Here is a 17,835-nt window from a genome sequence, read left to right as displayed (position 1 = left end):
TTCCGGCGCGGGGCCGGGCGCCGGTTCCGGGGTGTGGCCGGGGGAGTGGGTGGAGAGCCGGCTCGGGGTGGAGCTGTCGGGCCCCGCGGAGCTACGGGACCTGGTGGGCCTGGCGCTGCGCCGCAACCCGCGCCGGGCGCACCTGCTGGTCTCCACGGTGCTGGGCAAGCACGTCCCGCAGCGCCCGAGCCGCATCCACGGCGCGGGCCTGCGCCTCGGCGGCCTCGCCCGGGACCTGCTGGGCCCCGGGCCCGCGGCCCGGGCGGTGGTCCTCGGCTACGCCGAGACGGCGACGGGCCTGGGCCACTGCGTGGCGGACGGCCTGGGGGCGAGCGCGTACCTGCACTCCACCCGCCGTGCGGTCCCGGGAGTACGGCGGGCGGCCGGCTTCGAGGAGGAGCACAGCCACGCGACGGAGCACCTGCTGCTCCCGGCGGACCCGGGGCTGCTGACGGGTGAGGGCCCGCTGGTGCTGGTGGACGACGAACTGTCGACGGGCCGCACCCTGCGCAACACGATCGCGGCCCTGCACGCGGCCCGCCCCCGGGCCCGGTACGTGGTGGCGGCCCTGACGGACATGCGCTCGGAGGAGGACCGCAGGGCCCTGGAGAAGTCGGCGGCGGACCTGGGCACGCGGGTGGACGTGGTGTCGCTGACGTCGGGAACGGTACGCCTGCCGCCGGACGTGCTGAGCCGCGGCGCGGAGCTGGTGGCCCAGCACGAACCGCCTGCCGCGGGCACGGCGGGGTCGGGGGTTGGCCGTGGTTCGGTGACCGGGTCGGCTGATGCCGGTGGTCAGGAGCGTGAGGGGCCTGTGGCGGGTGGGATGGATGCGGCGGGGGTCGGCCGGGGGCTGGGTCGGGTGGCTTCGCCGGGTGGTCGCGAGGGCGTGGCTCCGGGGGGTTCGTCGGGCGGTGCGGGCGCGGCGGGGTCGGGGGTTGGCCGTGGTTCGGTGTCCGGGCCGGCTGATGCCGGTGGACAGGAGCACGAGGGGCCTGCGGTAGGCGGGTCGCATGCGGCGGGGGTCGTTCGCGGTCCGGTGACCGGGTCGGCTGGCGTCGGTGGCGGGGAGACCGAGGCGCCTGGGGCGGAGGCAGCGCCCGCCGCGTGGGATCCGGCGGGGGCGACGGCGACGGGGTCGGCGGAAGTTGCGCAGCCCGGCCCGGCCGACGCCGCGGGGCGGGCGGCGGGCACGGTGGCGCCCCGTGTCATTGGCGGCCGGGCGGCCGGGCGCTCCGCGCCCTCGCCGGCCGGCGCCCCTTCCGCCTCCGACCGCCCCTCCGCCTCCGACCGCCCCTCCGCCTCCGGCGCCCCCTCCGCCTCCGGCGCCCCTTCCGCCTCCGGCGCCTCTTCCGCCTCCGGCGCTTCTTCCGCCTCCGGTGGTGGGCTGCCGGAGGGCCCGGGGGGCTCGGGGGCGGAGCCCCTGAGTTTCGGGAAGGGGCGGGGTCGGGGAACAACTGCCGTGCGCCGCGTTGCGCTGGGGTGGCCCGCCGGGCTGCCCGACGGGGGGCGGCACGGATTCGGCGCCGGGCATCGTGCGCGGCTCGATGACGCCCTGCCCGGCATGGCCGGCCGTGTCGCCGGTGCCCTCGGCCTCCCCGCGGCCCCGGCGGAGCCGCCGCGCCTCCTCGTCCTCGGGACCGAGGAGCTGATGTACGCGCCCCTCCGGCTCGCCACCGCGCTGGAAGACCTTCTCCCCGGCGCCGACGTGCGGTTCTCCTCCACCACCCGCTCGCCCGTGCTGCCCGTCGACCACCCCGGCTACGCCATCCGCAGCCGGCTCACCTTCCCCGCCCACGACACCCACGACGCCCCCGGGGCCCCCGGCGCCCAAGGCGGCACCCGCTACGCCTACAACGTCACCGGTGACGACGCCTACGACGCCGTCGTCGTCGTCACCGACTCCGCCGCCGACACCCCCGCCCTGCACGCCCCCGGCGGGCTCCTCGACGTGCTCGCCGCGCACACCGACCGGGTACTCCTCGCCGTGATCCCCTCCTACACACCCCCCGCCGAGTCCGGGACCGAGGCCGAGGCAGGGCCCGGGGCCGCCGGCCCGGCCGAGCCCCTGCGCGGGCCCGCGTTCTCCTCCTACGCCCCCGACGAGGTCGGCTGGCTCCTCAAGGACCTCTCCGACGTCCCCCTCGAAGCCCCCACCGAGGAGCGCGAGGAGGCCATCCAGCGCGGCGGCGCCCACTACGCCGAGTCGCTGCCCGTCGAGTACCAGCCCAGCCCCGACTACGTACGTCTCTTCCACTCCGCCCTCGACGCCACCGCGGGCCGCATCGCGGACGCCGTCGCCACCGTCACCGAGACCGTGCTCGCCGAGCGGTCGCCCGCGCCCGTGCTCGTCTCCCTCGCCCGCGCCGGCACCCCCGTCGGGATCCTGATGCGCCGCTGGGCCCGGCACGCCCACGGGCTCGACCTGCCGCACTACGCCGTCTCCATCGTCCGCGGCCGCGGCATCGACACCGCCGCCCTGCGCCGGCTCGCCGCCCACCACGACCCCGCCGACGTGGTGTTCGTCGACGGCTGGACCGGCAAGGGCGCCATCGCCCGCGAACTCGCCGCCGCCCTCCGCGACTTCCCCGGCTTCGACCCGCGGCTCGCCGTCCTCGCCGACCCGGGCCGCTGCGTGGACACGTACGGCACCCGCGAGGACTTCCTCATCCCCTCCGCCTGCCTCAACTCCACGGTCTCCGGCCTCATATCCCGCACCGTGCTCCGCGCCGACCTCATCGGCCCCGCCGACTACCACGGCGCGAAGTTCTACCGCGAGCTGGCCGGCGACGACCTCTCGGGTCACTTCCTCGACGCCGTCACCGCCCGCTTCCCCGACCCCGCCGCCGTCCGCCCCATGCCGGCCGCCGCCGGGCGCGAGCCGACCTGGGCGGGCTGGGCCGCGGTCGAGCGGATCAGCGAGGCGTACGGCATCGGGGACGTGAACCTCGTCAAGCCCGGCGTCGGCGAGACGACGCGCGTGATGCTGCGCCGGGTGCCGTGGCGCGTGCTGGCGCGGCGCGGCGCGGGGGCCGACCTGGACCACGTACGGCTGCTCGCGGAGCAGCGGGGGGTGCCGGTGGAGGAGACGGACGATCTGCCGTACACCTGCGTGGGGCTCATCCACCCCCGGTACACCCGCGGGGCGACCGGCGCGGACGGCACCGCGGCCGCGGCGGCCCCGGGCGCCCCCGTCCCCGACGTCCCTGGAGCGCCTGCCCCGTGACCATCATCGCCAGCGACCTCGACCGCACCCTCATCTACTCCCCGGCGGCCCTCGCCCTCGCCGTGCCCGACGCCGCCGCGCCGCGCCTGCTGTGCGTCGAGGTCTACGAGGGCAGACCGCTGTCGTTCCTCACCGAGACCGCCGCCGCGTTCCTCGCGGACCTCGCCGGGCGGGCCCACTTCGTACCGGTGACGACGCGCACCCGCGAGCAGTACGGCCGCGTCCGGCTGCCCGGGCCGCCGCCGCGGTACGCGATCTGCGCCAACGGCGGCCACCTGCTGGTCGACGGCGAGGCCGACGCCGGGTGGCGGGCGCGGGTGGGCCGGGAGCTGGCGGCGGGGAGCGCGCCGCTGGCGGAGGTCCGCGCGCATCTGGAGCGGGCGGCGGACCCGGCGTGGCTGCGGAAGCTGCGGACGGCGGAGGACCTGTTCGCGTACCTGGTGGTGGAGCGGGCCGCGGTGCCGGAGGAGTGGCTGAAGGAGCTGGGGGAGTGGGCGGAGGGCCGGGGGTGGTCCGTCTCCGCGCAGGGGCGGAAGGTCTACGCGGTGCCGCGCCCGCTGACGAAGAGCGCGGCGGTGGCGGAGGTCGTACGGCGGGTGGGGGAGCCGGCGGCGGACGGCGTGCTCGCCGCCGGGGACTCCCTGCTCGACACCGATCTCCTCCTCGCCGCCGACCGCGCCTGGCGCCCGGGGCACGGCGAGCTGGCCGCCCGCGGCTGGACCGCGCCGCACGTCACGGCGCTCGACGAGCGCGGGGTGGCCGCGGGCGAGGAGATTCTGCGGCAGATGGCAGGATGCCTCCCATGACCTCTCCCTCTCCCGCGGGCCGGGACAAGCGACCTGACCAGACGCCGGAGCTGTACCGGTACGTGCTGGAGCACAACCCGCCGCTGGACGCCGTGCAGCGCGACCTGGTGGAGCTGACGCACAGCCGCTTCCCGGACTCGGCGAGCATGCAGTCCGCGCAGGAGCAGGGTCCGCTGCTGGCGTTCCTGGTACGTCTCGTCGGTGCCCGGCACATCGTGGAGGTCGGCACCTTCACCGGGTTCTCGTCGCTCTCCATGGCGCAGGCGCTGCCCGCCGACGGGAAGCTGGTGGCGCTCGACGTCTCCGAGGAGTGGACGGCGTACGCGCGCGAGGCGTGGGAGAAGGCCGGCGTCGCGGACCGGGTGGAGCTGCGGATCGGGCCCGCGGCGGACTCGCTGCGGGCGATGCCGGCGGAGCCGCACATCGACCTGGCGTACCTGGACGCGGACAAGGGCGGCTACGTCGGGTACTGGGAGGAGCTGGTGCCGCGGATGCGGCCCGGCGGGCTGATCGTCGCGGACAACGTGCTCTTCCACGGCCGGGTCGTCGACCCGGACGCCACCGGCGGGGCGGCGGCGATCCGGACGTTCAACGACCACGTGGTCGCGGACGACCGGATGGACTCGGTGCTGCTGACGGTCGCGGACGGTCTCACCGTCGCGCGGCGCCGGTAGCGGCTCCGGCCTCCTCGTCTTCCGCGGCCTCCTCGTCCTCCGCGGCGGCCTGCTCCTCGTTGCGGGTGCGCCAGTACGGGTTGTCGTGGGGGAGCCGGCCGCTCACGCGCCCGTACATCCCGAACACCGCCAGGACCAGGCCGAGGATGAAGCTGAAGAACACGTTCTGCATCCTGAAGGCGAAGAAGTTCCAACTGGTGTCCAGGACGGCGAGGTTGACGAAGCCGCTGAGGACGAACAGCCCGCCGAGGACCATGTTGAGCGTCGAGGCGAAGTTGCCGCCGCGGACCATGCCGTAGAGCAGCACCACGCCGGCGACGATGGACAGGACGCTCAGCGCGCCGTTGCTGTTCAGGCCGAGGGTCTGGTGGCCGCCGGTGTCGAAGAACCCGATGCGGTCGATGAGGCCCAGGATGCCGAACACCAGCAGGAAGACGCCGGCGAGGCCGGCGCCCGCGCGGTAGACGTTGCTGAGGTGGTGGTCGACGGGCAGGTGCTCGTCGAGCTTGGTGTGCTGGTGCGCGGGATGCCCGACGTTGACGCGGTCCTTGAGGGCTTCGCGGCTGCCCGGCACGTGCTCCTTGGGCGGTTCGGCCAGGGGATGCGGCAGGGACTCCATGACGTGATCCTGCTCGGCCATGGCGGACCTCCTTACGGCGGTCGTGCTGCAGTGCCGTAATCCAGGATCAGCCCTGTGCGCATTCAGGGGCAAGTCGCCCAGGTCGGGCGCCGTACGCTACGACGCCCCGCGACTACGCGCAGCAACCGCCGCCGCAGCACCCGCCCCCGCCGCCACCGCCGCCCTGCGGCGCGGCTCCGGCGCCGGTGGCGGCGCCGCCGACGGCGACGGTGGAGAGCAGCTTGACGGTGTCGTCGTGGCCCTGCGGGCAGTCCGCGGGGGCGGAGGACTCGGCCATGGGGCGGCTGACCTCGAAGGTCGTCCCGCAGGACCGGCAGCGGTACTCGTATCGCGGCATGGCGGACAGCATATCGCCGGTACGGAACGGGCCGTAGGGCGCGACGGCGCCGGGGGAGGGCGGGAAACGGCGGCGGGGATCAGCGGGCGGTGCCGGCACCGCGTTCTGCCCGTATCGCCTGGACCACCTCGGCGACCGTCTCGCGGACCGCCTCCAGCTCCTCCAGGAAGCTCCAGTAGTCGGGATGCCGCCCCGTGAGGGCCGCCTCCGCCCGGTCGACGCGCTCGACGGCCGCGTCCAGAGGCCCCGCGTGCCGGGGGTCGGGGCGGTCGCGGCCGGCCATCGCGAGGCGCTGCGCGTCGCGGATGGCGAAGCGGGTGCGGTTCACCTCCGAGGTGCGGTCCTTCTCCACCGCGTCGAGGCGGTGCAGCCGGTCGCGGGTGGCGTCCACGGCCTCGTCGGTCTGGTTCAGCAGCGCCCGTACGCTCGCCAGCAGCGCGATCGCGTCCGGCCAGCGCTGCTCGCGGCGGGCCCGGGAGGCGTCGGCGATCTTCTCCTCCGCCTCGGTGACGGCCTGCGCGGCCCGGTCGGGCACCTCCTGCAGATCGCGCCAGCAGGCCAGCGCGAAGCGCCGGCGCAGCTCGCTGAGCACCGGCTTGACCTTCTCGGCGCGGGTGGCCAGCGCCTGCGCGCGGGTGCGGAGGCTGACCAGGCGGCGGTCGATCTCCTCGGCGCGCTGCGGCAACTGCTCGGCCTCGCTGCGCAGCGCCTCCGCGTCGCGCTGCACGCCCACGGCGCGGTGGATGGTCTCCTGCACGCCGTGCCGCCCGGCGCCCTCGTTGAGCTTCGTCAGCTCCGGTCCCAGCCCGGCCAGGCGGGCGGCCAGATCGTCGGCCTGGAAGCCCTTGCCACGCACCTCGTCCAGCGCCGTCGTCGCCGCCAGCAGCGCCTGCCGGGCCCGCTCCACGGCGGGCGCGAGCCGGGCGAGCTGGCTCTCGGCCTGGTCGAGGAGGGGGCCGAGGCCGTGCGCGAAGTGGTTGAGGTCGGAGCGGACCTTCTCCAGCCCGTTGGTGGCCTGCTGCAGCTCGTGCCGGGCGCGGGAGGCGGTGCCGTGGTCGAGGTCGTCGCGGTCGAGGTCGTAGGAGTCGACCGCGCTGATGTACGTGTGGCTGACCTCGTCGATGCGCCGGCCCAGGGCGGCGAAGTCCGCGGTCGCCTTGCGGGCGGCCGGCGAGTCGTCGACGGCGGCGATCGTCTCCACGGAGATGCGCAGATCGCGCTGCGCGGTATCCAGCTCGTAGAACGCGGTCGCGGCGGCGTCCTTGGCCGCCTGCGCCTCGGCCCGAGCCCCGTCACCCCGGTCTCCCCAGCCCCACCGCCGGGTGCCGCCTCCGCCTCCGCCGAATGCCACGAGACCCCTTTCCGTGCCCTGCGCTCCCCTGGAGACTCATTCTCCCACCAGGGGTGAACGAACACACGGCCCACGACGATCCCCGCGGCCCCCGCAGGTCGATCGCCGCCGGCGGGGCACGATACGCTGTCCCCGCATCCGGGCGCGTAGCTCAGCGGTAGAGCGCTGCCCTTACAAGGCAGATGTCGGCGGTTCGAACCCGTCCGCGCCCACCAGGGGAGCTCACATTCTCCCGCTCACCATCGGCCCCGGACCACCGCTCCGGGGCCGTTGCGTGAGCGTCAGCACTGGCGATCTTCTCCTTCGGGGCCGTCGGCAGGCTGTCCCGCTGCGGCGGGACAACGGCCGCCGCCTCCGCGACGGCCCGGTCGACCTGCGGCAGCCGGTGCGCATAGGTCGACGTCCGTCCACCGCTGCCCGCACGCCTCCCCGCGGCGCCACCCGCGGAACGTGATCAGGTGAAACAGCGCATACAGGCGGTCACCGGCCGCGTGGTCGAGGAACGCACCGATCATCTGCGGCGGCCACACCATGACCGGGCTCGGCTGCTCCCCGGTCTCCGGCCACCGGCGCACGTGCTCGTCGGTCCACCGCACGCCCTTGGGCCATCGTGAAGTTGCTGGTCGTGGTGGTGGCGTGATCGGTGTCGGGGGTGCTCGTGCTGGTCATGGGCGGTAGTCCGGGGGCAAGATCGTTGGTCAGCGGGCGACTTCGGTGTGGGTATGCCGGAATCCTCCGTGTCGGGTACGGGATGAATCGATCCTCGCGGGGCGGTTGATGTGCGGGGATTTCCGGTCGGCGGTCGGCAACGGTCGCCGGGGCCCGCCGCCCTACAGTGCGAAACCCTGAGCGAAGTCCTCCTTGGCGGGGGCTTCATGGTTGTCCGGTCCAAGGGAGCGTGCACCCTTCCCCGTCAGCCCTTCGTCCGTGCCGAGCAGCACCCGTACTGCTCCTTCGGACTCGTTCTCCTCGGGGGCGTTCGCCGCCAGGTCCGACCTGCCGTCGCCGTCGGAGTCGAGCAGCCGCACGCCTGGGAGCCCGCCGTAGAGCTGCCCGTCGCCTGCGGAACCGCCGCTGAACTCGTCGCCCCGCTCGATGTCCGCGGGCTTTCCACCGGTGGCCTGGTCGACCTTCTGCACGCGGTCGCCCGACAGCCCGTCCGGTCCGCCCGTGGCGACATAGGCGGTGCCGGCGCTCGCCTTCCCCTCGACGCTCGCGCCGGGGGACGCGATGGCGACGTCGGCGTAGCCGTCGCCGTTCACGTCACCGGTGTCCAGCGCCTCGCCGAAGTCGCCGTCCTCCACCTCGTCCAGTTCGCCTCCGGCCTCCGGGCCGAGCTTCGTCGAACGGGCCTTGTCCGGGCCGTCCTTCTTGCCGTGGAGCACCCGGAGGGCGCGGGGTTCGCCGCTCTCGGGGTCGGTGTCCTCGGGCCGTTCACGCACGATCAGATCCCCTGTGCCGTCGCCGTCGACGTCGCCCACGGCCGCCTGGTCGCCTCTCGGCACACGCTTGGTGTCCGGCTTCTCGAACCCGTCCGCACCGCCGGCGATGAACTCGGGCCGCCGGGCCGGCTCCCACGGGTAGTTCCCCACGTCGTGGAAGGCGACGAGGTCGTCGGCCCCGTCACCGGTCATATCGCCCGCGACCACGACCGACTGGTCGTTCCCCTCCGAGCCTGGGACCCGCTCCGTCCCCGCTGAGGCTCCGTCGCGCGTGAACGGGCCCTTGAGCAGGCCCTTCTTCTCACCGACGCCCAGTGCCAGATCCGCCTGCCCGTCGCTGTCGAAGTCCCCTCCGACGAGCTGGTATTGGCTTGCCACGCCCTTGGCGTCCTTGAGCTCCGTACTGTCCTTCAGACCGTCGGCGGAGCCCCAGACGACGATGACGCCGGACTCTTCGTCGTGCACTCTCACGGAGACGCTCAGGGCAAGGTCGGTATAGCCGTCGCCGTCGAAGTCGCGGGCGACCGCCCGCTGCCCGAGTGCACCCTTGCCTGGTTCGCCCGGCACCCCTTCGGAGCCCTGGGTGATCACCCGGTATCCGGCGGGGTCGATGCCCTTGTCGGAGCCGTAGTCGACGGTCACGTACCCGGCCCAGCGGTGGCCGCCGGCCTTGGCCGCGGACGAGGTGGAAACCAGATCCGCCTTGCCGTCGCAGTTGAAATCGGCCATCGGCGCTGCGCCGACGTCCTTCGCCTGCTTCTTGCCGGCACCGCTCTGCTTGTTCTTACAGCGGTCAGGGCCGTCGTCGGCCGGGCCGAGGATGCCCCAAGCCGGCCAGGCCACGGCGACGACCGCCACGGCCGCGGCTGCTATCAGGACGGTGTTCTTCTGGCGGGGGGTGATTGTTGGCACTGCGTGCTCCACACATACGACTGGGTCAGTTGGGATACGCGCCGTCGGATCGGCGCGCTTGCCTTTCCTTACGTCTACGACCCACCGGAGCCCGCGCGCAGTTGCAGCCGCGGGCGATTGATCGCCGGCAGCTCAAACCGCATGGGATCAACACACATGCAGGGTCGTCCGGGGCGCTGGAGAGGAGGCACACCCGATGACGCTCGCGAACTTGCTGACGATCACCCCCGCCGTGTGGGGCGACCCGGGCGACGAGGACGACAACACCGACATCGAGGACGGCGACGGAGGCGGCGGCGGCTCCGGCTCCCGCCTCGACATCATGAACACCGCCTGGCGCCTGCGCCTCGACCGCCGCATCACGCTGGACAAGCCCGCCCGCCCGGTCGGATAGCGGCACGCGAGCGGAGCCCGGCAGCCGCGTCGCGCCCGCCGCGGCTACGCGGCAGGCGTCGGCGGTTCCGGGCGGCCCGGTTCCGGGCGGCCCGGGTCCGGGTGCGGGGGCCAGGGGAGGCGGACTTCGGGTTCGGGGGGTCGCCACGGGCGGCGGCGCCGGGCGGCGCGCGCGGGGAAAGCGAGCGGTAGGCAGCACAGGGTTGCCTGAACGGTCACGGTGATCCAGAAGCCGTGCGTGATCCCGAACCAGATGACCAGCGGGGGCGTCGCCAGCAGCGCCGCGGCGCCGACAGCCAGCCCCGCCCGCCAGGCGAAAAGCTTCCGCCGGCCCGGAGGACGGTGCTGCTTGTATCGCCAGCCGATGCTGAGCAGGCAGTAGAAGGAGACCATCCCGCAGAGCTGCGTCCACAGCAGCAGCGCCTTGCCCAGTGCGATGTCAAGGAGCCAGTGCAGCAGCAGTCCCATGTGGGGAGTGTCTTCCCCGCGGCTTCCGCCGGCATGAGTACCCGTACTCATGGAACGGCACGTACGCCAACTCCCCGACACCGCCGCCCCGCGCCCCGGTTCAGGTGGGTATCGGCTCCTGCGCGCCGCCCCGGCGCCCCCCAAGCACAGGCGAGGACGGCCCCTGGAGCGTGTACATCCACTCCCGGGGCCCTTCCGTGCGCGCGTGGGCGACGTCCGGGCAGGGGAGTGGGAGAAGGGAATGCGGGCAGGTCAGCGCCGGTTCGGACCACCGGGCTTGCGTGAGCGGAGGTCCCGGAGACACCCGGAATCGCCGGAGTGACCCGCGGAGGCGGTGGTGGCCCGGGCGGCCGTCGGTGGTGGGCGGCCGGCCCGGGCGGCGGGGTCGTTCCCGGGTGGGAGGACCGACCCCGGGTCTAGCCCGCTCGGGCGGCTCCGTGCGGGAGGGAGCCGGCGTTCTCGGGGTGTTCCGCTCGCCATGCCGACGGGTGCAGGAGCAGCAGGTCGCCGTTGAGGACGCGGCGGTGCAACTGCTGCATCTGGATGCCGGGTTCGATGGCCAGCTCCTTCACCAGCGTCGCGCGCAGCTTGGCGAAGGTGCTCAGCGCGTCGGCCTGGCGGCCCATCCGGTAGAGGGCGACCATCAGATGGGCGTGGAACTGCTCGTGCATGGGCAGTTCGGTGACCAGGGTCTGCAGGTCGCCGACCACCTCGTGGTGCCGGTTCAGGTGCAGCGCGGCGCTGATGCGCTGTTCCAGGGCGGAGATACGGGTCTCGCCCAGGCGGACGGCCGTGCTGTTGAGCAGGGGGCCGTGGGGGATGTCGGAGAGCATTGGGCCCCGCCACAGCTCCAGTGCGCTGCGCTGCAGCTCCGCGGCTAGCTCGTAGTCCCCGCGGTCCATGGCCTTGCGGCCCTGCGCGTACAGCTCCTCGAACCTCACCAGGTCCAGTTGCGCGTCGTTCAGCAGCAGCATGTATCCGGGCGCGCGGGTCACCAGGGCCTTCCGGCCGCCTTCGGCGTCGGCCTCCTGGAGGACCTTGCGGAGCTGGGAGACGTACACCTGCAGCGTGGTCATCGCGGTACGCGGCGGCTCGTCACCCCACAGCTCGTCGATGAGCCTGTCGATCGAGACGACCTTGTTCGCCCGGACGAGCAGTGTCGCGAGTACGACACGGAGCTTGGCGGCCCGGGGGGTCAGGTCGCCCCCGCCGGCCCGCCGCGCGTGCACTTCCAGCGGGCCCAGTATTCTGAACTCCACTGCTCTCCTTGCCCCTCAGTCGGTACGGTCCGGGCGCGACGCCAGGCCGCCCACGGCGTGGTCGGCGAGGGAGGCGCCGAGTTCGGCGGTGAGCGTTCCGGTGCCGAGGAGCAGACGGAACCAGATCGGGCCGAAGACCATGTCGATCGCGGCGTCCAGATCGAGGTCCCGCCGGACCTGACCCGCCTCCTGAGCAGCGCGGAAGCGCTTCGAGGCGGCCGCGCGGTTGGGGGTGAAGACCCGGTCCAGGAAGACCTTCGCGAGCATCCGGTCGGTGTTGGCCTCGGCGGCGAGGGCCGCGATGTGGGGACCCACACCGGGGTCTCCGAACGCCTCCGCGATGGACGTCAACTGCGACCGCAGATCGGCCTCGAAGTCGCCGGTGTCCGGGAACACCAGCCGGGGGGCGACCTCGCCGAACAGCGCCTCGACGACCATCAGGCTCTTCGTGGGCCATATCGCCCGCAGTTGCTGCTCGTCATGGCCGGCCAGCTTGGCGACGTCGGCCGGTTGTATGTCCTCGTACACCCGCTCCCGGCACAGCTTCACCACAGCTCGCAAGAAGTCCTGCCGCGCACCGGGGGACGGCTCAGCCACCGCAACCTGTTGCTCAGTCATGGGCCGAGTCTAGAGTTCGGCTTTCTCGGGCAGCAGCGATCCAGGTATGGCAAGGATCTGCCGTTTGGCTACGGAGCGCTGGCCTCCCCGCACGCGGCTGGTGCACGGCGCCGGCGGCCCGGCGCCGTGCCCGCCGGGTTCAGCGGTTGCCGCTGGGGACGCCCGGTCCCTCGTCGTCCGTCTGCGCCCCCGCGAGTACGGGTTCCGGCACCGTGATCGAGGCGCCGCGGCGCCGGAGGGCGGCCAGCACCACCCCGGGGCGGAAGAGGTGGGTCGGCGGTTCGAGGAGCATCACCACGCTGAAGAACGCCTTGCCCGCCACGGGGTTCACCAGCGCCTCCGCGCTGACGCGCTTGACGTACCAGTCCAGCATCCGCTCCAGGGCGTTGGGGCGGCCGCCGCCGACCGTCGTCGGGTAGCGGCGGTCCTCGCTCGTGGCCATGGTCCAGGGGTTGCGGATCGTCCGCGCGACCATCTTCTGCGCCTTGCGGGTCATGCCCTTCCCCGCGCCGTGCTTGGCCAGCAGCTTGCGCAGGGCGAGCCCCTCGAAGCAGGCCACCGACATGCCCTGCCCGTAGACCGGGTTGAAGGTGCAGGCGGCGTCGCCGAGCACCAGGAAGCCGTCCGGGCGCCGGCTGAGCTTCTCGTAGTAGCGCCGCCGGTTCTGCGTGTTGCGGAAGCCGAACACGTTGGTGGCGGGCTCCGCGTTCTCGATCATCTTGTAGATCATGGGGCTGCGCAGTTCCTTCGCGAACCGCGTCCAGTCGTCGGACTCCGTCGGCGGCTCGTAGCCGCGCAGCCCGCCGAGTGCGACCAGCCAGCGGTTGTCCTCCACCGGGATGAGGAGCCCGAAGCGCGGGGTGGAGAGCACCGGCTGGATCATCACGACATTGAACGACTCCTTCTCCGACTCCGGCGTACGGTGCAGCAGCCGCGAGGCGTACGCCATCCCGGAGTCGATCAGCTCCTCCTTCGGCTCCGGATACCCCAGCTCGCGGAGCCAGCGCGGCGCGTTCGAACCGCGCCCGCTCGCGTCGATCACCAGCGGGGCCTTCAGCTCCTCCGGCTCGCCGCCCTTCTCCTGTGCGACGACACCGCGCACCGCGTCCTCGGAGCAGAGCAGCGCGGAGACCGTCACGCCGTGGCGGACGGTGATGCGCGGGCTCTTGAGGACCCGCGAGCGCACGATCCAGTCGAGCATCGGCCGCGTGCAGGTGAGGAAGGAGCCCGCGCCGCCGCGGATGGCGGTGCCGCGGTCGTTCCAGCCGGCGTAGTCCAGCCAGAGCAGTTCGGCGGGCAGCTTCGTCCGGGTCGCGCCGGCCTCGACGAGCTCGTCGATGATGCCGGGGAGCAGCTCCTCGAGGGCCCGCTGGCCGCCCTCCATGAAGGCGTGCGCGTGCCGGCCCTGGGGTACGCCCGGCCGGAACTCGGGACCGGTCGGCTCCCGGTCCCGTTCCAGCACGGTGACTTCGTCCATCACCTCGGCGAGGGCCCAGGCGGCGAGCATGCCGGTCAGCCCTCCGCCGATGACGATGGCGCGCCCGCCCCTCGCTCCGGTGGATATGTCAGTCATCCGATTCTCTCCCCTGCGTTCCGAGTTCAGGTTCTTGCCGACCTGTGGGCACGCCTCATCACGGAAAGACGGCCTGTCTCCCTCGGCTCCGGGCCGTCGTCTCAGGTCCAGCGGCCGGTGCCGAAGGTCTCCTCGCTGTTGAGCATCCGGTTGCGCAGTTGGGGCCGGCGGACCTTCCAGGTGCCGGTCCGCGGGAAGTCCTCCCACGGGATGACCCGCGGTTCGTCGAGCTCGGGCAGGTCCGCGGTGGCCCGCCGCCACTCCTGCGGGTCGAGGGGGGAGCCGTCGTAGGTGCTGACCACGGGGAGGGGCAGCCCGTTCGGGTTGCCCAGGACGATGGCCTCGGTGACCGGTTCGAGGCGCTCGATCAGCAGGCTCTCCAGTTCGAGGCTGCTCATGCCGGGGATGCTGTCGACCTCCCGGTCGAGGATCTCCAGGCTGCCGGTCCGGGTGTGGACGCCGATGTCCCCGGTGTTCCACCAGCCGTCCCAGTCCTTCTCCCGGTGGCGCTCGGGCTCGCCGAGGTAGGTGAGGCAGCGGCCCTTGGTACGGATGAGCACGAGCCCCCGCTGGCCGCGCCGCTTCGGCTTGCGCGTCTCGGGGTCGACGACCCGGATGCGGGTGACGAAGGGGATGGGGCGGCCGACGTTGTTGGTGATCGGCCCGCCGCGGCTGCCCTCGGAGCGCATCACCTTGCGCTTCGGGTAGACGGCCAGGGTCGCGGGCCCGATCTCGCTCTGGCCCCAGCTCTGCCCCCACACCGCGCCGCGGCGCTTGGTGGCCGCCATGAAGGCGCGGACGGTGCTGGGGTGGATGGCGTCGAAGGTGCTGAGGTACGCCCGTATGTTCGTGAACAGCTCGGGGTTCGTCCGGATCAGGTGCTCCCACAACTGGTAGATGTTGGGGCACGCTTCCAGCGTCGTCGGACGGTGCTTGCTCAGCGTCTCCACGACCGTCGACGGGTCCGCCTGGCTGAGCACCACGGCCTTCGCCGGCGGGAGCGCGAACTGGGCGAAGGTCCAGGTGACCGCGCGCGAGTGCACGAAGGCGATGCACGAGGCGATGGTGTCGTCGGGGCGCGTGGAGAGGAACGGGATCCGGAGGGTCTCCAGCTTGGAGAGCACCCCGAGGAGCGTGTTCGCGGAGTGCGCGACGAACTTGGGCACGCCGGTGGTCCCGGAGGTGTGCGTGCAGAGCATCGGATCGCTGTTGTCCACGATGTCCGGCTGCGGGACGTCCGCACCGGCGAACTCGGCCAGCGGCGTCACCCCGGACGGGCTGTCCGGCGCACCGTCGACGCAGACCACGCGGGTGGACTTGTCCACCAGCTTGATGCCCGCCCGGTCCGCGGCGCCGAGCACCTCCTCGGAGGCGACCAGCAGCTTCGGTTCGAGCCGCGGCATCATCCGGGCCAGCGTCTCCGAGTCGAACGTCGAGGTGATCATGGCCGGCAGGGCGCCGAGCCTGGCCACCGCGGCGGCCAGGACGATGGTGTCGAGGTGGTTGTTCTTGACGAGGGCGACCCGGTCACCGCGCCGCAGCCCGGCCGCCTTCAGCCGTCCCGACATGTCGGATACCAGGTTCGCCAGCGACGTGGCGTCGTGGGTCCTGGTGTCCGGCGCGATGGAGAACGGTATGTCCAGGTGCCATTCCGGCGCCGGAGACCCGGCGTAGTGCTCGAAGAGCAGCCCGATGTTCTTGGGACGTGGGTTCTTTGGCATCGCGGAATCCCGCTTCGTAGAGGAAACGTGGGCATGGGCCGGCACGAGGTGCCGGGGCGGCGGCCCGGGTGGGGCGTGAGGCGCCCCACCCGCGCCGCCGGGCACCGCGGTTCCCCAGGGAGCCGGGCGGCGCGGTGAGCGGCCGTACGAGGTGGTGCTACTGCTTCTGCGCGGCCAAGGAGGCGTCGGTGTCGGTGCCGGTGGCGGCCGGCGCCGGGGCCATCTCCTCCCCCTCCCTGATGCCGAAGCGGGTGTGCAGCGCCTTGAGGGGCTTGGGTGCCCACCAGTTGGCGCTGCCCATGAGCTTCATGAACGCCGGCAGCAGGCCGCCCCGGATGAGCGTGGCGTCCATGACGATCGCCAGCGCCATGCCGATGCCGATGGCCTTCATGTAGCTGATGCCCGAGGTGAGCAGGACGAGGAAGACCAGCGAGAGCAGCAGCGCGGCGTAGGTCACCACCTTGCCGACCCGCTCCAGGCCGGAGGCGACCGCCAGTTCGTTGTCACCGGTGCGGTCGTACTCCTCCTTGATGCGGGAGATCATGAAGACCTCGTAGTCCATGGAGAGCGCGAAGGCCATGGCGAAGATCATGATCGGTGCCGTCCAGGTGATGCCGCCGGTTTCGACGAAGTCGCCGACCAGCCACATCAGGTTGCCGTCCTGGAAGATGAACACCAGCGCGCCGAAGGTGGCGGTGAGGCTGAGCGCGGTGAGCACCATCGCCTTGAGCGGCAGCAGGATGCTCCCGGTGAGCAGGAACAGCAGGATGAACATGATCACGAAGAGGATCGCGCCGGCGATCGGCAGCCGGTCCACCAGCGTGTCGAACGTGTCCGTGCTCACGGCCGCCTGCCCGCCGACCTGTACGTCGAACGGTGCCTTCTCCGCCCGGACGTCCTCGACCAGGTCGGTGCCGGCGTCCGAGTACGGGTCCGCGGCGGGAATCATCGAGAAGTACACGCCGTCGTCCACGGCGAACCGGGCGGACGCCGGGCCGGGTTCGGCGGCGAGCTGCCCGTCCTGGTACGTGCCGGTGACGGTGTCCACCCGGGTGGCGCCGGGCAGTTCGGAGAGCCGCTTGGCGTAGTCGTCGATCTCCCCGGTCTGCTGGTCCGGTGCGCCCGTGTTCGTCGCGACGATCTGGACCGGCTGCTGCTCACGCGAGTCGAAGTCCTCGCGGAGCACCGAGGCGACCTCGGCGGACTGGGCGTCCGTGGCGAGCACGCTCTCGTCCGGAAGCCGCAGGTTCATGTTGAGCGCGGGCAGGCCGAGGGGGATGACGATGGCGAGGACCAGCACGGTCACCGCGATGGGGCGGCGCATCACGCCGGTCGCCAGCTTGTGCCAGGAACCGCCGCCGTCCTCGGACGGGTCGGACTTGCGCCGGATCAGACGCCACTTCTCGATCCGCGGGCCGAGCCACTTCAGCAGCCCGGGCAGGAGCACCACCGTGAGGAACGCGGCCAGCAGCGAGGTGACGATGCAGCCGATGGCCAGCGACCTCATCATGGTGAACGGCAGCACCAGCAGCCCCAGGAAGGCGGCGGCGACGGTGAAGGCGGAGAAGAGCACCGTCCGGCCCGCGGTGTGCAGGGTGGTGCTGATCGCCTCGCCGATCTCCTTGCCGCGGCGCAGCTCCTCGCGGTACCGGGTGACGAAGAGCAGGCTGTAGTCGATGCCGAGGCCGATGCCCAGGAACGTGGTCGTGTTCACCACCACGTTGGAGGTGTCCATGGCGAACGTGATGCCGAAGAGGACACCCATCGACGTCAGCATCGCGCATATCGCCACGGAGAGCGGCAGCAGGGCGGCCACGACGCCGCCGAAGATGATGATGAGAACGAGGAGGACGAGCGGGAAGACCATGAACTCGGCCTTGGTCGCGTCCTCGGCGGCCTTGGTGGTGTTCTCCAGCCACATCATGGCGGAGCCGCCGGTGGTCACCTCGAGGCCGTCCACCTTGCCGGTGTAGTCCTCGTCCAGCTTCTCCACCCGGTCGATGACGTCGTCGAAGTCACCGGTGATCCGACCGAGGACGAGGGCCTGTTCGCCCGACTCCCCGCGCAGCGCGGGCGCCTGGTCCGAAGACCAGTAGGACACCACGTTGGTGACGTCCGCTTCGTCCGCCAGCTTCTCGGTGAGCCGGCCGCCGGCCGCCGCCACCTCCGGGTCGTCCACGCCACGGGCGTCCTCGACGACGAGCGCGAGGTTGGGCTCCCCCTGCTCGAACGTCTTCTCCAGTTCCTGGGCCGCCTCGTACGACTCGGTGCCCGTGGACTCGTACCCGCCCATGGTCAGCCGGTCCTGCAACCCCGCCGAAGCCCCACCGAAGAGGAAGACGACCAGTAAGGTCAGTCCCACCACCTTCTTCGGTGATGTGAGCGCCATGCGCGTCAGTCGATCAAACATCACTT

At 72.6% G+C, this 17,835-nt stretch carries 14 protein-coding genes, 1 tRNA gene and 1 pseudogene; 5 read left to right on the top strand and 11 right to left on the bottom strand.

Annotated elements, in window-relative coordinates; all coding sequences use genetic code 11:
* Window positions 1-49 precede the first annotated feature (49 nt).
* Genes DMB38_RS08235 through DMB38_RS08225 form a run of 3 tightly spaced genes read left to right on the top strand, consistent with a single transcriptional unit; the run spans window position 50 to window position 4,706 of the window.
* Window positions 50-3,226: a phosphoribosyltransferase gene (locus DMB38_RS08235; RefSeq protein WP_125938885.1), complete on the top strand. Its 3,177-nt coding sequence runs from the start codon at window positions 50-52 to the stop codon at window positions 3,224-3,226.
* Window positions 3,223-4,032, top strand: coding sequence for an HAD family hydrolase (locus DMB38_RS08230; protein WP_125934613.1), 810 nt, complete (start codon window positions 3,223-3,225; stop codon window positions 4,030-4,032). The genes DMB38_RS08235 and DMB38_RS08230 overlap by 4 nt, the downstream gene beginning before the upstream one ends.
* Window positions 4,029-4,706 carry an O-methyltransferase gene (locus tag DMB38_RS08225; RefSeq protein ID WP_125934612.1) on the top strand — a complete coding sequence of 226 codons (678 nt, stop codon included), beginning with the start codon at window positions 4,029-4,031 and terminating at the stop codon, window positions 4,704-4,706. Before DMB38_RS08230 ends, DMB38_RS08225 begins: the two co-directional genes overlap by 4 nt.
* Here the strand turns inward: DMB38_RS08225 and DMB38_RS08220 are convergent.
* From DMB38_RS08220 to DMB38_RS08210, 3 genes are all read right to left on the bottom strand, one after another.
* Window positions 4,684-5,346 carry a DUF4383 domain-containing protein gene (locus tag DMB38_RS08220; RefSeq protein ID WP_125934611.1) on the bottom strand — a complete coding sequence of 221 codons (663 nt, stop codon included), beginning with the start codon at window positions 5,344-5,346 and terminating at the stop codon, window positions 4,684-4,686. The genes DMB38_RS08225 and DMB38_RS08220 overlap by 23 nt on opposite strands.
* 112 nt (window positions 5,347-5,458) lie before the next feature.
* Window positions 5,459-5,683: a zinc ribbon domain-containing protein gene (locus tag DMB38_RS08215; RefSeq protein WP_125934610.1), complete on the bottom strand. Its 225-nt coding sequence runs from the start codon at window positions 5,681-5,683 to the stop codon at window positions 5,459-5,461.
* A gap of 79 nt (window positions 5,684-5,762) precedes the next feature.
* Window positions 5,763-7,034, bottom strand: a complete 1,272-nt coding sequence (locus DMB38_RS08210; RefSeq protein WP_125934609.1) for a hypothetical protein — start codon at window positions 7,032-7,034, stop codon at window positions 5,763-5,765.
* 140 nt (window positions 7,035-7,174) lie between these two features.
* Here DMB38_RS08210 and DMB38_RS08205 point away from each other — a divergent pair.
* A tRNA-Val gene (locus DMB38_RS08205) sits at window positions 7,175-7,249 on the top strand.
* A 177-nt stretch (window positions 7,250-7,426) separates the two neighbouring features.
* On the opposite strand, the pseudogene DMB38_RS36685 reads toward DMB38_RS08205, so the two are convergent.
* Together DMB38_RS36685 and DMB38_RS08200 are read right to left on the bottom strand one after the other, a co-directional pair.
* Window positions 7,427-7,645, bottom strand: a pseudogene (locus DMB38_RS36685) (site-specific integrase); the annotation flags it as partial.
* Between the two features lie 219 nt (window positions 7,646-7,864).
* Window positions 7,865-9,388 (bottom strand): FG-GAP and VCBS repeat-containing protein, encoded by a 1,524-nt coding sequence (locus DMB38_RS08200; protein ID WP_125934608.1) that lies wholly within the window; start codon window positions 9,386-9,388, stop codon window positions 7,865-7,867.
* A gap of 196 nt (window positions 9,389-9,584) precedes the next feature.
* On the opposite strand from DMB38_RS08200, the gene DMB38_RS08195 reads away from it, so the two are divergent.
* On the top strand, window positions 9,585-9,782 hold the full coding sequence (locus DMB38_RS08195) for a hypothetical protein (RefSeq protein ID WP_125934607.1): 198 nt from the start codon (window positions 9,585-9,587) through the stop codon (window positions 9,780-9,782).
* A gap of 44 nt (window positions 9,783-9,826) precedes the next feature.
* On the opposite strand, the gene DMB38_RS08190 is transcribed toward DMB38_RS08195, so the two are convergent.
* The 6 genes from DMB38_RS08190 to DMB38_RS08165 all read right to left on the bottom strand — a co-directional run bounded on the left by DMB38_RS08190 (window position 9,827) and on the right by DMB38_RS08165 (window position 17,809).
* Complete coding sequence (locus DMB38_RS08190) at window positions 9,827-10,249, bottom strand: hypothetical protein (protein ID WP_125934606.1); 423 nt, start codon at window positions 10,247-10,249, stop codon at window positions 9,827-9,829.
* A gap of 416 nt (window positions 10,250-10,665) precedes the next feature.
* On the bottom strand, window positions 10,666-11,508 hold the full coding sequence (locus DMB38_RS08185) for an AfsR/SARP family transcriptional regulator (RefSeq protein ID WP_125934605.1): 843 nt from the start codon (window positions 11,506-11,508) through the stop codon (window positions 10,666-10,668).
* 15 nt (window positions 11,509-11,523) lie between these two features.
* A complete protein-coding gene (locus DMB38_RS08180; protein WP_125934604.1) occupies window positions 11,524-12,126 on the bottom strand; it encodes a TetR-like C-terminal domain-containing protein in 603 nt (200 codons plus the stop codon).
* Between the two features lie 139 nt (window positions 12,127-12,265).
* Window positions 12,266-13,699, bottom strand: a complete 1,434-nt coding sequence (locus tag DMB38_RS08175; protein ID WP_125934603.1) for an FAD-dependent monooxygenase — start codon at window positions 13,697-13,699, stop codon at window positions 12,266-12,268.
* A 101-nt stretch (window positions 13,700-13,800) separates the two neighbouring features.
* Window positions 13,801-15,420, bottom strand: a complete 1,620-nt coding sequence (locus DMB38_RS08170; protein WP_125934602.1) for an AMP-binding protein — start codon at window positions 15,418-15,420, stop codon at window positions 13,801-13,803.
* Between the two features lie 157 nt (window positions 15,421-15,577).
* Window positions 15,578-17,809, bottom strand: coding sequence for an MMPL family transporter (locus DMB38_RS08165; protein WP_164715940.1), 2,232 nt, complete (start codon window positions 17,807-17,809; stop codon window positions 15,578-15,580).
* Window positions 17,810-17,835 lie beyond the last annotated feature (26 nt).

Source organism: Streptomyces sp. WAC 06738 (genome assembly GCF_003945505.1).
Classification (GTDB): domain Bacteria; phylum Actinomycetota; class Actinomycetes; order Streptomycetales; family Streptomycetaceae; genus Streptomyces.
The sequence above is the reverse complement of the archived record's forward strand: the minus strand, read 5'-3'. Positions and strand labels throughout refer to the sequence as shown.

What these genes read in the sequence shown, in the direction of transcription:
- DMB38_RS08225 (WP_125934612.1), top strand. Translation starts at nt 4,029, where the DNA reads ATGACCTCTCCCTCTCCCGCGGGCCGGGACAAGCGACCTGACCAGACG.
- DMB38_RS08220 (WP_125934611.1), bottom strand. Translation starts at nt 5,346, where the DNA reads ATGGCCGAGCAGGATCACGTCATGGAGTCCCTGCCGCATCCCCTGGCC.
- DMB38_RS08215 (WP_125934610.1), bottom strand. Translation starts at nt 5,683, where the DNA reads ATGCCGCGATACGAGTACCGCTGCCGGTCCTGCGGGACGACCTTCGAG.
- DMB38_RS08195 (WP_125934607.1), top strand. Translation starts at nt 9,585, where the DNA reads ATGACGCTCGCGAACTTGCTGACGATCACCCCCGCCGTGTGGGGCGAC.
- DMB38_RS08190 (WP_125934606.1), bottom strand. Translation starts at nt 10,249, where the DNA reads ATGGGACTGCTGCTGCACTGGCTCCTTGACATCGCACTGGGCAAGGCG.
- DMB38_RS08180 (WP_125934604.1), bottom strand. Translation starts at nt 12,126, where the DNA reads ATGACTGAGCAACAGGTTGCGGTGGCTGAGCCGTCCCCCGGTGCGCGG.
- DMB38_RS08175 (WP_125934603.1), bottom strand. Translation starts at nt 13,699, where the DNA reads ATGACTGACATATCCACCGGAGCGAGGGGCGGGCGCGCCATCGTCATC.
- DMB38_RS08170 (WP_125934602.1), bottom strand. Translation starts at nt 15,420, where the DNA reads ATGCCAAAGAACCCACGTCCCAAGAACATCGGGCTGCTCTTCGAGCAC.
- DMB38_RS08165 (WP_164715940.1), bottom strand. Translation starts at nt 17,809, where the DNA reads ATGGCGCTCACATCACCGAAGAAGGTGGTGGGACTGACCTTACTGGTC.